At 41.6% G+C, this 13,479-nt stretch carries 14 protein-coding genes; 2 read left to right on the top strand and 12 right to left on the bottom strand.

Annotated elements, in window-relative coordinates; translation table 11 throughout:
- Positions 1-248 precede the first annotated feature (248 nt).
- Positions 249-2,132, bottom strand: a complete 1,884-nt coding sequence (locus tag AC0L46_RS07055) for a TonB-dependent receptor plug domain-containing protein (RefSeq protein WP_473506829.1) — start codon at positions 2,130-2,132, stop codon at positions 249-251.
- 206 nt (positions 2,133-2,338) lie between these two features.
- Between AC0L46_RS07055 and AC0L46_RS07060 the strand changes: the two genes are divergently transcribed.
- Positions 2,339-3,088, top strand: coding sequence for a ChuX/HutX family heme-like substrate-binding protein (locus tag AC0L46_RS07060; protein WP_473506831.1), 750 nt, complete (start codon positions 2,339-2,341; stop codon positions 3,086-3,088).
- Entirely contained in the window at positions 3,085-3,408 is a 324-nt protein-coding gene (locus tag AC0L46_RS07065; protein ID WP_473506833.1) for a ChuX/HutX family heme-like substrate-binding protein, read from the top strand. Before AC0L46_RS07060 ends, AC0L46_RS07065 begins: the two co-directional genes overlap by 4 nt.
- 82 nt (positions 3,409-3,490) lie before the next feature.
- On the opposite strand, the gene AC0L46_RS07070 is transcribed toward AC0L46_RS07065, so the two are convergent.
- The 11 genes from AC0L46_RS07070 to AC0L46_RS07120 all read right to left on the bottom strand — a co-directional run bounded on the left by AC0L46_RS07070 (position 3,491) and on the right by AC0L46_RS07120 (position 13,478).
- Positions 3,491-4,285, bottom strand: coding sequence for a heme ABC transporter ATP-binding protein (locus AC0L46_RS07070; RefSeq protein ID WP_473506835.1), 795 nt, complete (start codon positions 4,283-4,285; stop codon positions 3,491-3,493).
- Positions 4,286-4,310: 25 nt separating this feature from the next.
- The gene (locus tag AC0L46_RS07075) at positions 4,311-5,372 is read right to left on the bottom strand and encodes a FecCD family ABC transporter permease (protein WP_473506837.1); all 1,062 of its coding nucleotides are present in this window, start codon (positions 5,370-5,372) and stop codon (positions 4,311-4,313) included.
- 3 nt (positions 5,373-5,375) lie between these two features.
- Complete coding sequence (locus tag AC0L46_RS07080) at positions 5,376-6,290, bottom strand: heme/hemin ABC transporter substrate-binding protein (protein WP_473506839.1); 915 nt, start codon at positions 6,288-6,290, stop codon at positions 5,376-5,378.
- Positions 6,291-6,417: 127 nt separating this feature from the next.
- Entirely contained in the window at positions 6,418-7,233 is an 816-nt protein-coding gene (locus tag AC0L46_RS07085) for an HAD-IIB family hydrolase (RefSeq protein ID WP_473506841.1), read from the bottom strand.
- Positions 7,234-7,241: 8 nt separating this feature from the next.
- Positions 7,242-8,000 (bottom strand): DeoR/GlpR family DNA-binding transcription regulator, encoded by a 759-nt coding sequence (locus AC0L46_RS07090; protein ID WP_473506843.1) that lies wholly within the window; start codon positions 7,998-8,000, stop codon positions 7,242-7,244.
- Positions 8,001-8,013: 13 nt separating this feature from the next.
- Positions 8,014-8,772: a glycerophosphoryl diester phosphodiesterase gene (locus AC0L46_RS07095; protein WP_473506845.1), complete on the bottom strand. Its 759-nt coding sequence runs from the start codon at positions 8,770-8,772 to the stop codon at positions 8,014-8,016.
- 7 nt (positions 8,773-8,779) lie between these two features.
- Positions 8,780-9,847, bottom strand: coding sequence for a sn-glycerol-3-phosphate ABC transporter ATP-binding protein UgpC (ugpC, locus tag AC0L46_RS07100; RefSeq protein ID WP_473506847.1), 1,068 nt, complete (start codon positions 9,845-9,847; stop codon positions 8,780-8,782).
- A 2-nt stretch (positions 9,848-9,849) separates the two neighbouring features.
- Positions 9,850-10,698, bottom strand: coding sequence for a sn-glycerol-3-phosphate ABC transporter permease UgpE (gene ugpE / locus AC0L46_RS07105; RefSeq protein WP_317005841.1), 849 nt, complete (start codon positions 10,696-10,698; stop codon positions 9,850-9,852).
- Complete coding sequence (ugpA, locus tag AC0L46_RS07110) at positions 10,695-11,573, bottom strand: sn-glycerol-3-phosphate ABC transporter permease UgpA (RefSeq protein ID WP_473506849.1); 879 nt, start codon at positions 11,571-11,573, stop codon at positions 10,695-10,697. Before ugpA ends, ugpE begins: the two co-directional genes overlap by 4 nt.
- A gap of 78 nt (positions 11,574-11,651) precedes the next feature.
- Entirely contained in the window at positions 11,652-12,953 is a 1,302-nt protein-coding gene (gene ugpB / locus AC0L46_RS07115) for a sn-glycerol-3-phosphate ABC transporter substrate-binding protein UgpB (RefSeq protein ID WP_473506851.1), read from the bottom strand.
- A gap of 174 nt (positions 12,954-13,127) precedes the next feature.
- Positions 13,128-13,478: an Hpt domain-containing protein gene (locus AC0L46_RS07120; RefSeq protein WP_473506853.1), complete on the bottom strand. Its 351-nt coding sequence runs from the start codon at positions 13,476-13,478 to the stop codon at positions 13,128-13,130.
- Position 13,479 lies beyond the last annotated feature (1 nt).

The raw sequence follows: 13,479 nt of genomic DNA on the forward strand, positions 1-13,479 counted from the left end.
ATAAACTGGAGATAAAAGCTAAGTATCGACTATTAATAGACAATACATGGTGCACAATATCAGATTGAAATACTAAGTAAACCTAAGCGATATAACCTCTCTATTCCTGCTATAAGAATCGACCTACTTTGCAATAGATATAGAATAAATAAGCCCAACTTAGCGAATACTAGAAGAAAGTTCAGTATCCGTTAGGTTGGGCTTAAAGTATTACAACTTAATGAAATCGTTAGATTTTATCTACTCAATTAAAACGCGTAGTTTAGCCCCGCATACACCAATCTTCCTTTGATATCATTTGGCTCGCCATCAAGGTCTACATTAGTAAGGTTATCAACACCTACACGCGCCGTAATTTGATTTGCAAACTCTTTGGAGAATTGAGTGCTGTAGACCGTGTAACTATCGTAATAATCACTGCCATCATATTGCTCTCCGGTATAATTCGCCGCAAATGTGGCCTGAATACCAAGAGGAAGGCTTGATACTAGCCTAGCTGTTAATGTGTGATCTGGTCTGTAAGATAGTTCATCACCATTATCATCTTCTGTTTGGAGGTAATGGTAAGCCAAATTAAGTTTATTGCTTTTATTGATTTCCTGGCTTACTTCAAGCTCAAAACCTTTGATGGTTGCAGAGTCCACATTGGTATATTGGTATACAGAAGTAGATATACTTTCGTATGTGATGAGATTATCCACGTCTGTTTGGAAAATAGCCGCTTTAAATTTGGTTAGGTCAGAATTATATTCGTAACCGATTTCAAAACTCTGGGATGTTTCTGCTTCAAGATCATCATTACCTTGAAAAGATGTAGAGCCATGGCTTGCCACGTAACTAGAAGAGTTTTCAGTTAAGGTTGGTGCTAGGAAGCCTTCCCCATAGCCAGCTCTTATACCGTGACGCTCACTGATTTTATATAGCAGATTCACTTTCGGAGATAACTCTGCTCCAAACTTCTCATTATAATCAAAGCGTGACCCGTAAGTTAAAATTAGGTCATCATTTAGCTCATATTCATCTTGGAAAAATAAAGATGCATTATATCTATCTGCACTAAAATCGCTAGAAGAGCTAGTGTCGTATTCTTTGCTATACTCTTCAAGATTGTACTCTGCACCTGCTACCAAGTAATGCTTATCAAATGAATTAAAATCTAGTTCACTTCGTATTACAGAGTTTGTGAGATTATGTGTGTATGAATATGCACTACCATACGAGCTATTATAATGTGTATCAGAGTCAGTCACATAACCATCAACAGATAATTTGTTTTTCCCAAAATCTTTATTATAACCGAGTGAGTAGTTGAGGCGCTCTATGTCATAATACAATTCATCATCGACTTGATAACGATCCTCAGCACCAGAAAGGATAGAGCCTTCAAAAGATTGTGTGTCGTCTAAATCATATTTAAAGCGCACCATTCCATTAACCAGTTCTTTGCCTTCAATCTTTGTCGTTGTAGAACTGTCTTCATCTCTTACCGCATCCAAATCTGACTTCTCAGCACTCACAGAGATCGAAAGCTTATCCGTTACTTTGGCGCCGCCATTAAAGGTTGTAGTGAACAAATCACCACCATCATCTGCACTATTACCATATTTGACGCCAATGTTGCCGTTAAACTTCTCCACATTCTTTTTGGTGATTATATTAATAACACCACCAATAGCTTGCGAACCATACAAAGCACTGCTTGAGCCCTTAATGATTTCAATACGTTCAATTGCATTCATCGGAACCCAATTATACTGAAAGTCAGAGTGACCAATTTGTGCATCCGTACCAGAAACAACATTACCATCAACAAGAATCAAGACATGACTGGAGTCTGAACCGCGAATACTAATGTTTTGGCGGCCTGAAATAGAGCTTGAATTACTTGTCAGATTAATACCAGCGACTTCGACTAGAACATCTTTGATAGACTGCGCATTCGATTGGCTAATCTCTTCTGCTGTAATGACGTTTACAGATGCCCCTTGATTTTCAAGGTCTTGCATAGATTTAGCGGTAATGACAACCGTATCAATTTCTTGATCCGTAGCTTCTGCAGCCTGTAAATGGGTTGCCGCCACACTTGCTGAAAAGAGCAGTACGCTTGTTGCTATGTGATTTTTTACAAACATCCAATTTTTCCTCATTCATACTTTTCATATATGAAGTCATTAAAAACAAAAATTAATTTGATATGGGCTTATTTGATTATACATTTGTAATAATAATCATTATCATTATCAAGATCGTTTCCGATATTATTTTTTATATTTTATAATGTCAAGATAGTTTGTTAAGACATTTCTAATATCAATCTTTGAACAAAATGGAGAGGTGTATGCCTTTAGAGAATAGGTTTAGTCGTCCAGCCTTGAAAACTCAGCTTAATCAACAATATGATCAGCACATGACAGAAAACCCAAAAATGCGACGACGTGATATTGCCGGCGCACTAGGCGTTAGCGAAGCCCAGTTAATTGATGCTCAAATTGGTTTACAAAGCATTCGTTTAAACAGTTCTTTCAAAGACATTATTAAAGCCCTACCAACTTTAGGCTATGTAATGATCCTGTTGAGAAACGACTATGCAGTTCATGAGCGAAAAGGTATTTACAGTAATGTAAAAGTCGGCGGCCCTATGGGAATGGGACTAATTATCTCCGACGATAGGCGCATTGATTTACGATTATTTCTAAAACGATGGAAGCACGGCTTTGCAGTGAAAGAAACATTAGAGAAAGGTGATCGTTATAGCTTGCAATTCTTTGATGAAGCTGGCTCAGCCATTCAAAAGTTATATTTACAACCAGAGAGTGATTTTCAAGCTTTCGATGATTTAATAAAAGATCATGCTAATGAGGATCAAGAAACACCAATCGCACTTTCTGATATCCCTACAACAGAAAACTTCGCAGAAGACAGTAAAGTTAATAAAGAAAAGCTGATTACCGATTGGTCGAACATGACGGACGTACACCAATTTATGGGGTTACTCAAAGAACACAATGTGTCCCGTGAGCAAGCTTTCAACTTGGTTGGAAAAAGTTTGCTGAACGCTTTGAACCAGCTAAGCTCGAAGAAACATTGACCAAACTAGCTGAAGAACAAATCCCCATCATGTGTTTTGTTGGGAACCATGGCGGCATTCAAATTCACTCAGGTGAAATAAATCGCGTGGTTAAAATGGGAGACTGGCTAAATATTCTTGACCCTGAATTTAACCTTCACTTACTAACATCAGGAATTGCCAGTGCCTGGGTCGTTCGCAAGCCAAGTGATAGCGGCATAATCACATCGTTAGAATTATACGATGCAGAAAGCAGGCAAATTGCACAATTTTTCGGACAACGAACAGAAAGAAAACCAGAGAATCCAAAATGGAAAGCTTTAATCGAAGCAACACTCTAAAATTCAATTATTAATAAAACAAAAGAAGCTCTAGAATCTAGAAAAAACCTTAGAGCTTCTTCCTCTCAATTCTACTCACTTCTTATTGCTTCCTATCCATTAACACGGAAGGCTTTGCCGTAACTGAGTGATGATAATATTCTGCTTTGATGCCATAAACATCCGCAAGATGCGATCTTTGTAAAACACTTTCTGGCTTCCCTTTCGTCACAATTTCCCCATGATTTATTAAGACTAATTGATCTGCAAAACTTGCTGCCAATGACAAATCATGAACAACAGCAAGCACACCAATATTGCGTTTTGTTAGCTCTTTCGCAAGAGATAACACATGATATTGATGAAACACATCAAGACTGGATGTTGGCTCATCAAGGAACAGATACCGTGGTTCTTCTTGTTCATATGGAAGCCATAATTGGGCAAGCACTCTAGCAAGCTGTGTACGCTGTTGCTCACCACCAGACAGCGTCATAAAGTTACGCTCAGCAAGATGTGCTATCTCCATGAAATTCATTACATCTCTTATAATCTCTCGTTTTTGTTGCTGAGATATTTTGTTTTCGTAAGAGAAGCACCCCATAGAAACGATTTCAACTGCGGTAAAACCAAAACCCATCTCATAGGACTGAGTCATCACCGCTCGTGTTTTCGCAAGTTTAGCCGAACTGAAAGAACCAATAGACTCTTGATTAATACATATATCACCACTTGTAGGGGGCATATCTCCCGAACAAGCTTTTAATAAGGTTGATTTACCCGCGCCATTAGGCCCAATAATGACCGTCAATTCATTTGGTTCAATGACTAAATCAATCGTATTTAGCAGTCTTTTTTTATCGATAGAAATAGATAAAGATTCAATGTTGATACACATAATAAGCCCCTATGAACCTTAAATATTAATATCGGCTTGTTTGCTTGTACAAAACGAACAAAAAGAAAGGCCCACCAAGAGCACTGGTAACAAGCCCAATAGGTAATTCAGCAGGGATTATCATTATCCGTGCGATCACATCTGTTATCGTTAGAAAGCAGGCACCAAGCAACATACTGGCAGGGAATAAAAAACGATGGTCTGGCCCTATAAGAATCCGAACTAAATGAGGAACGACAAAGCCTACAAAACCTATCATTCCACTAATGGATACGGCAGCCCCAACAGCCATAGCAGTATAAAGAAAAACTTGCTTCTTAAGCTGTGACACCTCAATACCAAGATGTTGAGCCTGCCTTTCACCAAGCAGATATAAATTAAGCTGTTTCGCCAGTCGACTAAGGCCAATCACACTAATAGATATCAATATCACCACAGGCAATATCAACGACCAACTATTGCCCCCCAAATTCCCCATGGTCCAAAAAGTAAGTTCCCTTAATTCGCTATCACTACTTACTAACGTCAAAATACCAATTAAAGAACCCACTATTGCGTTTACCGCAATACCAGCAAGTAACAAGGTAATAATGGTGAATTGCCCCTGTCTATTACTTAACTTATATATAATCGCGCAAACACCTAAACAACCAATCATCGCCCCTATCGGCAACGCATAAAGACCGACAATTTCCATTACTTCAGGGAACATTGAGTTGCCAAGCACAATAACAGTAACAGCACCTAATGCGCCGCCCCCTGCAACGCCAATTAGACCTGGATCAGCAAGTGGATTCCTGAAAAGGGCTTGCATTGCCGCACCACATATACCGAGCGCAGCACCAACAGCCATAGAAAGTATGGTTCGAGGTAATCTTATTTCAAATAAGACATTTACACTTAGAGTACTATGAGAAGCCGCAAAGCCATGGCTGATATAATCAAAAATATCATGTATAGACAAAGAAACAGCGCCAACAGCCATAGACAAAAAAGCTGCAAAAAACAGCAAAACCAAAGTAAATGGCACTGCCATACATTGGCGTTTACTGCGCTGAGCATTGGAAAGAGACAAGGTTTCTAACATTATTTAATGCCCAGTTGTCGATGCAACGCCATGCTCATAGCGAAATTCATAACCTTTTGGCAAAGGAAACTCTTTATGAATCATAGTACCTAATTCAACTATCGCCTGAGGTGTACGAGGACCAAAGCCAAGTAAATAACTGCCGTCAATGGTATAAACAGCCTTATTCTTCACTGCTTCTGTGTATTTGAAATGAGGTAAGGCACTTACTTGTTCAAAGACATCCTGACCGCGATTCATAACAACAATGACATCTGGATTGATCTCCAATACCGACTCTGGCGAAAGTTTTGTCCAGCCTTTGTATTGCGCTAGTGCATTTGCCCCACCCGCTTCTTCAATCACAGTATTGGCAGAAGTAGTGTTACCTGCTGCGATAGGCGTACCATTACCAATAGTCAGCAGAAATAATACGCTAGGAGGATTCGTTTTCGACGAGGCAGATAAATGCTGCTTCGCATAAGTGAGTGCATCAATGTCTATTTGTATATCATCTAGAAGGTTCTGCCCTTCACTCTCGACCCCTAGTAATTTAGCGACTTGAGTAATTTTTTCTTGCAGGGCTGGAATACTGTTGTCTTTTTCTATGATGACCGTTTTAACTCCTACCGCCGAAATTTGCTCAAGCGCTTTAGTCGGACCAGTATCATCTTCACCAAGCAACAAATCAGGATTAAGAGACAAGACACCTTCAACAGAAACATTACGAACGTAACCGAGTAAAGGGAATTTTTTAGCCTCTTCCGGATACTGGCTAGTTGAGTCAACACCAACAATACGATCTTGCTCGCCAAGACGATAAATGATTTCGGTAATAGAACCACCAGCAACAGCAATTCTTTCTGCTGGTGCCGCAAAAGCAGTAGAGTGGGCAAGAAGAGCAATACAGGTTAAAAAGAACAGTCTATACATGATCATACGGAATCCAGAGACATTAAAAAAACAAATAGATGATAATGATTGTTATTTATATGTCAACGAATTGATAGTTATTCTCATTTATATAGAGCAAACAACCTAAAAAGAAGTGAATATTTATATAAGCTTATTTTCTGTGTTTAGCATCTCGACTCGACAATACTATTTTCGCAAGCTCTGCAAAGCCCAACCCACCGGGTTGAGTCGTTTTATAGCGTGGAATATATTTCATTGATGAGAGGTGCTGCGCGATATTCGCTACACCAACACTGAGCGGAAACCGCGCGAACATGCTTTCATCGTTTGGCGCGTCACCAACATACAAAACTTGCGCCTGCTGTTCCTGCTTGTTTAAACCATACACTTGGCTTAATACACGTTGCGCCATGGAAAATTTATCGTAACCTTTAGAGCACACATTGATGTGAATTGAGCTGGCTTTTGCATTCAAACCAAGAGCAATTAATTCTGCGAGGAAAGCGTCTTTTTCTGTCACTGCTGGAGGAGTCACATCTTGGGCGTAATCAATAGCCACATCCGTTAATCGATAGGATTGATCTCTTGCCAAACGCAATCTCGGATACTTAACCAGTAACAAATTTACTTGTTCGAGCAAGCGAGCTTGTTCGTCGCGCATAACAGACTCTTCACGCCAGAACGCATAAGAAAGGTGCTTCTGCTCCGTTTTCCCGATAAAGCAGGCTCCGCCTTCCGTTATAACCCCCTCAACTGGCAATGCGCGAGCTATCATGTCCGACCAACCTGCGCAGCCGCCTGTCACAGGGATAACCTTAATGCCATTTGCTTCTAATGCTGTCAAAGCCTGTAGTGTTTCAACGGGTAGCATTCCTTCCCATGTAAGCGTGTCATCAAAGTCCGTAAGAATAAAACGCAGTCCGTGACAATCGTTCGTTGTAAGATCTGACAAAGCTGAAATAGGCATTAACCACCTTATGAGCAAAGTTGAATTTGAACACCTTGAGTGGTGAGTAAATGGATTTGAGCTTCTGTAAGCGAATCCGTAAAGAGGTAATCAATTTTGGAGAATGTGTGAACTCTTGCCATCGCTTTTCGCCCCCATTTATGCTGATCTGCCACCAATAAACTATGACGGCTTTGCTCAACTAAAACACGGCTAACCGCCGCTTCTTCGGGATCAAAATCCAATATGCCCTGCTCTTCATCCATTCCGCCACAACCCAATACGCCGTAATCAAAATAATATTGTTTTAAACCAAATAAAGTCTCTTCGCCGACTAAGTCATGATGACGATGGCGCAATTTACCGGCCAAAACACGTACGCGTATTTCTGGATAATGACCAAAAATTCCTGCGACGGTGAGGTTATTGGTGAATACCTGTAAATTTTTATGAGACACCAATGCTTTGGCCACGTATTCGACCGTGGTGCCTATACCTAAAAATACAGACGCGCCATCAGGAATCATCTCTGCAACCTGACTGGCGATCAAAGACTTGGCGTCACTGTTCAAGAACTGTCGGTGATCAAAAGGAAGGTTTTCTGTACTCGATACAGGCGCAATACCACCATGTGTTCGACGCACTAAATGACGCTCTGCTAACTGATTAATATCCTTACGGATAGTTTGGGAGGACACATTGAAACGCGCCACCATTTCTTCCACTAACAGAGCATCTTCTTGTTGTACCCAGTTGAGTATCTGGTTCTGTCGCTCGTTTAAGCTCACACAAAGACCTTATTTATTCAGATAAAAATGCAAACTTACTTGGGTCATCTGTAATAACCGCATCCATTCCCCACGCCCAATGGGATTCTACAGCTTGAGGGTCATTCGCTGTATAACAAAGTAACTTGTAGCCTGCCGCTTTCACTGCTTTAGCTTGCGTTTCAGTTAATCTGGAGTAATCACAATTCAAACTGTAGGCTTGAATGCTCTCCAGTTCTTCCTGCCAATTATCTGGAATGTCTTCATACAACTGGGCTAAATGTCGGTCACTATTAATGCCATAACTCATCTGCAACGCTGCATGATTAAAGCTAGAAATCATCAACTTATTATTATCGGCCCAATGCGTTTTCAAGATTTCCATCACCGCAGGAACGATAGTCTCGACATCTGCACCATCGTGTTTGATCTCAAGATTTAAGCCCAATCCTAAAGACTGGATACACTCTAATGCTTCCAACAGTGTGGGGACTTTTTCACCCGCAAACTCGGCTGAGAACTTCGCGCCGGCATCTAAGCCAATCACATAATTCAGCTGTGCGTCACGGGTGACGCCTTCGCCATTTGTACAACGCTCTAGCGTGTCATCATGGAAAATAACAAGGCCACCTTCGGCAATCAAATACACATCAATCTCAACCCAAGTAGCGCCTGCAGCGGCGGCCGCGCGAATCGAAGACAAGGTGTTTTCAGGCGCAAGTAATGCAGCACCTCGATGCCCCATGACTTTTGTGTTCAATATGTCAGTGTTTGAGCTTTTGTCTTTTTGCATCTAAATTTCACAGCCTCTGTTGGTTTACTGCATCAAATAAGTGCCAATGTTTAACGGGAGCTTTTAACCACATAAGGCTATTTATCTCAGGCAAATGAGGCCCAGATAACCGAACGACAAAAGCTTCTCCCTTTTCTGAGCCGTCATCCAATATGCCATGAATTAACGTCTCCGCACCAAGGGATTCTACCGCTTGAACACGCAAAGCGAAATCAGCATTTTGCTCATCTGTCATTTCCAAATGCTCAGGACGAATTCCCCATATCACACTACCGCGATAATCATGAGAAAGTGTCAGAGTGAGAGACTCGGATAGTTTCACGCCTTGCTCAACCAAATTAGCAGGAATAAGGTTCATCGAAGGCGAACCAATAAAAGACGCAACAAAAGGTGTGGCAGGCTTGTTATACAAATCCATTGGCGTACCAATTTGCTCTGCTTTGCCTTTGTTCAAGACAACTAAGCGATCTGCCAAGGTCATGGCTTCAACTTGATCGTGAGTCACATACAAGGTCGTCGTGCCTAATTTTCGCTGCAACTGGCGTATTTCCACGCGCATTTGCACTCGTAACTTGGCATCAAGGTTTGATAAAGGCTCATCAAATAAGAAGACCTTTGGATCACGCACCATGGCACGGCCCATCGCCACACGCTGTCGCTGACCACCAGATAATTGGCCAGGTTTACGCTGTAGCAAATCCGTTAGACCCAACATTTCTGCCACGTCTGTGACTTTCTGCTCAATAAGCTCTTTCGCCACTTTACGGTTCTTTAAGCCGTACGCCATGTTGTTGTAAACCGTCATGTGCGGATACAAGGCGTAATTCTGAAACACCATGGCAATGTCTCGCTCTGCTGGCTCTTTTTCATTCATGCGTTCGCCACGAATGCGTAATTCACCGTCAGAAATACTTTCTAATCCTGCCACCATACGCAACAAGGTTGATTTACCGCAGCCAGATGGGCCAACCAGAACAATAAACTCACCTTCTTCAATAGAGAGATCCACACTTGGGATTGCGTGATAACCATTGGGGTATGTTTTGCCTATTTTTTCTAAAATAACATCCGTCATCACTACTTCTCCGAATCCACTAAACCTTTAACAAATAACTTCTGCATACCGATAACAACGGCCACAGGCGGCAACATGGCAAGTAACGTTGTTGCCATAATTTGGTTCCACGCAATATCGCCATCCGTAACAGACAGCATGCGTTTAATACTCATCACCAAGGTGTAATAAGCGTCATCTGTGGTGATCAACAAAGGCCACAAATATTGATTCCAACCATAGATAAACAAGATCACAAACAAGGCCGCGATATTCGTGCGCGATAACGGCAACAAAATATCAAAGAAAAAACGAAACGGTCCTGCGCCATCAATACGCGCGGCTTCCACTAATTCACCAGGAATACTTAGGAAACACTGACGAAACAAAAAAGTCGCCGTCGCACTGGCAATCAAAGGCAGCGTCAAACCTGTGTAGCTGTTCAATAATCCAAGATTCGCCACCACTTCATAAGTCGGCACGATGCGCACTTCAACTGGTAACATCAAAGTCATGAAGATGATCCAGAAACAAAAGTTACGAAAAGGAAAGCGAAAGAAAACAATGGCATAGGCAGAAATTAAAGAAATAGCGATTTTCCCGAACGTAATACCCAACGCCATAATCAAAGAGTTCAACATCATGAAAAACACTGGCGTATCAATGCCGTTTCCGGCTTTCTCAAGCAAGACGGTTTTCCAAGTATCGACGCCAGCATCACCGAACCACAAAGGAATGTGTCCGACACCAAAAGCGGACGCAGGGTGCGTTGACGCCACTAACGCAACCCAAACAGGCAAAGCCACCAAAGCAATGCCAGCCAATAAAGTGGCGTGACTAATAAAAGTTAACCAAGGGCGATTTTCTATCATGAGTACTGCACCTTGCGTTCAATGAAACGAAATTGAATAACCGTCATAAGACCAACAATGCCCATCAAAACGACAGATTGAGCCGCGGATCCACCTAGATCAAGACCAACAAAACCGTCTTCAAATACCTTATAAACCAAAGTGTTCGTGCTTTGCCCTGGGCCACCTTTTGTCGTTGCATCAATAACGCCAAAGGTTTCAAAAAAGGCATAAACCAGATTCACCACGAGCAAAAAGAAAGTCGTCGGTGATAAAAGCGGGAAAACAATCGTCCAGAAACGTTTGAATGGACTGGCGCCATCAATTGAAGCAGCTTCAATCAATGAGCGAGGCACAGCTTGTAAGCCAGCCAAGAAGAATAAAAAGTTATAGCTTATTTGCTTCCAAGTAGAAGCGATCACCACCAGCACCATAGCTTGATTGCCATTTAAGTAATGGTTCCAATCTACCCCTGCTGATTTCAGCCAAAGGGCAATCGGCCCCATGCTAGGGTCAAATAAAATCCACCAAAGCACGCCCGCTAATGCAGGCGCAACCGCATAAGGCCAGATCAATAAGGTTTGATAAGCCAATTTACCGCGAATAACACGATCCGCCATAACGGCTAAAAATAACGCCACAGACATACCCAAAATGGCAACAGAGAAGCTAAACACCAAGGTCGTTAGCATGGATTGGTAATAAAGAGGGTCTGTAAATAAATCCAGAAAATTGTCTAAACCAACAAATTCTCGGCTCAAGCCAAAAGCATCTTCTTGATAAAAAGCTTGCTCTAATGCTTGCTCCGCAGGCCAAAGAAAAAAGATTGCCGTGATCAATAATTGTGGCAAGAGCAACAACCAAGGCAGGCCTTTTTGAGGGAAGGTAACCGTCATAGAAGTATCCAAAAAAAGAAAACGAAAAACGCTTAAAGAAATCGCCCTTATGTCACAACATAAGGGCGATTATTGTATTTAGTCGTTTGCGTTTTCAAACTTACGAAGAAGTGCATTACCACGTTTAACCGCAGTGTTTAGAGCTGTTTGAGCGTCAACATCACCACTCCATACAGACTCCAGCGCTTCATCAATCACACCGCGAATCTGAACAAAGTTACCTAAACGTAACCCTTTGGTGTTCGCCGTCGGTGTGCCTGTTGTCATTTGAGTAACGGCAGTTTCTGTACCAAGGTTCGCATCATAGAAGCCCTGACCTTTGGTCAAGCTGTACGCCGCTTTGGTAATTGGTAAGTAACCTGAGAATTGGTGCCAATCCGCTTGAACAGAAGCTCGAGATAAGTAGCTTAGGAAAGAAGCCACACCTTTGTACTCTTCTTTTGAGTGACCTTGAAGAACCCACAAAGACGCGCCACCGATAATAGTGTTAGAAGGCTGTTTAACTTTACCTTCCCAATAAGGAAGTTCTGTCACACCAAAATCAAATTTAGCGTTACGTTTAATGCCCGCATAACCAGCTGAAGATTCCGTGAACATTGCACACTCTTCACTGTAGAATTTCGCTGCGCCGTCGTTTGTACGACCAGAGTAGCTGAATATGCCATTTTTCTGCCATTCACCCATTTTCTCAACATGAGCAACTTGCAAAGGACCGTTGAACGTTAACTCTGTTTTTAAACCGCCAAAACCATTATCTAAAGAAGCAAATGGTACATTGTGACGAGCACTCAAGTTCTCTAGATGAACCCAAGACTGCCAAGCTGTTGTGAAGCCACAAGATACGCCAGACTGCTGTAATTTTTTCGCTGTCGTCTCAACTTCTTGCCAAGTTTTAGGCGCTTGAGTAATACCAGCTTTTTTGAATAGATCTTTGTTGTAGTAGAGAACAGGTGTTGAACTGTTGAATGGCATAGAAAGCATTTTGCCTTCACTGCTTGTGTAATAACCAGTAACAGCGCTCAAATAAGCGCTTTCATCGAAAGACTGACCCGCTTCACGCATTAATTCATTTACTGGGTAAATCGCGCCTTTCGCCGCCATCATACTTGCTGTACCAACTTCGAATACTTGTACGATTGCAGGTTGTTGTTTAGCTCGAAATGCCGCAATTGCCGATGTCATTGTTTCAGTGTAGCTGCCTTTATAAACAGGCTTTACGACATAAGCGTCTTGGGAATCGTTAAAACCTTGAGCAATTTCATTTACTTTTTCACCATTTGCGCCACCCATTGCATGCCACCACTCGACTTCTGTCGCAGCAAACCCTGAACCCGCAATTGACATACCTATAACAGCTGACGCTAATTTCAAATTATGCATTTCTGTGTTCCTCGCAATGAGTGCTTATTAGAAAAAACACACTATATCGAGGATATATTTCACTTTAATGATAAATTGGTTTCATTTGAAATACACAAACAAGCTAAATGAAACCAAGAAATGAAAAATACTGAAAGGAAGCAAAAGAAAGAAAAATAAAAGAAGCTCGATAGCTTACGGGGAAAGTGAAAACTCTTGTTGCAAAGCCGATATCAGATTATCAAACTCGTTCTTCAAGTCATCGTTCACTTCTGAAGAAATACTACGCCCTTCTTCGAACGAGATCTCAATCTCTCTAATAAGTAGGCAAAACCTGTGGCCAGAGACTTCTAAACCTGCACCTCTTAACCTATGCGCCAAATCATCAAGGCTTTTCCAATCTTGAGACACAAACGCTTCTTGAAAGCGTTCAAATAATGACGTTGCTTCCAAAATAAATTCATTGGCAACCAGCGCCATCAGCTCACGATTGGAGGCTAGCCTGTTTTTGTAGTCTTCATAATCGAACACTTTAGTTTCAAGCATA

The organism is Marinomonas sp. 15G6-16 (assembly GCF_055809555.1).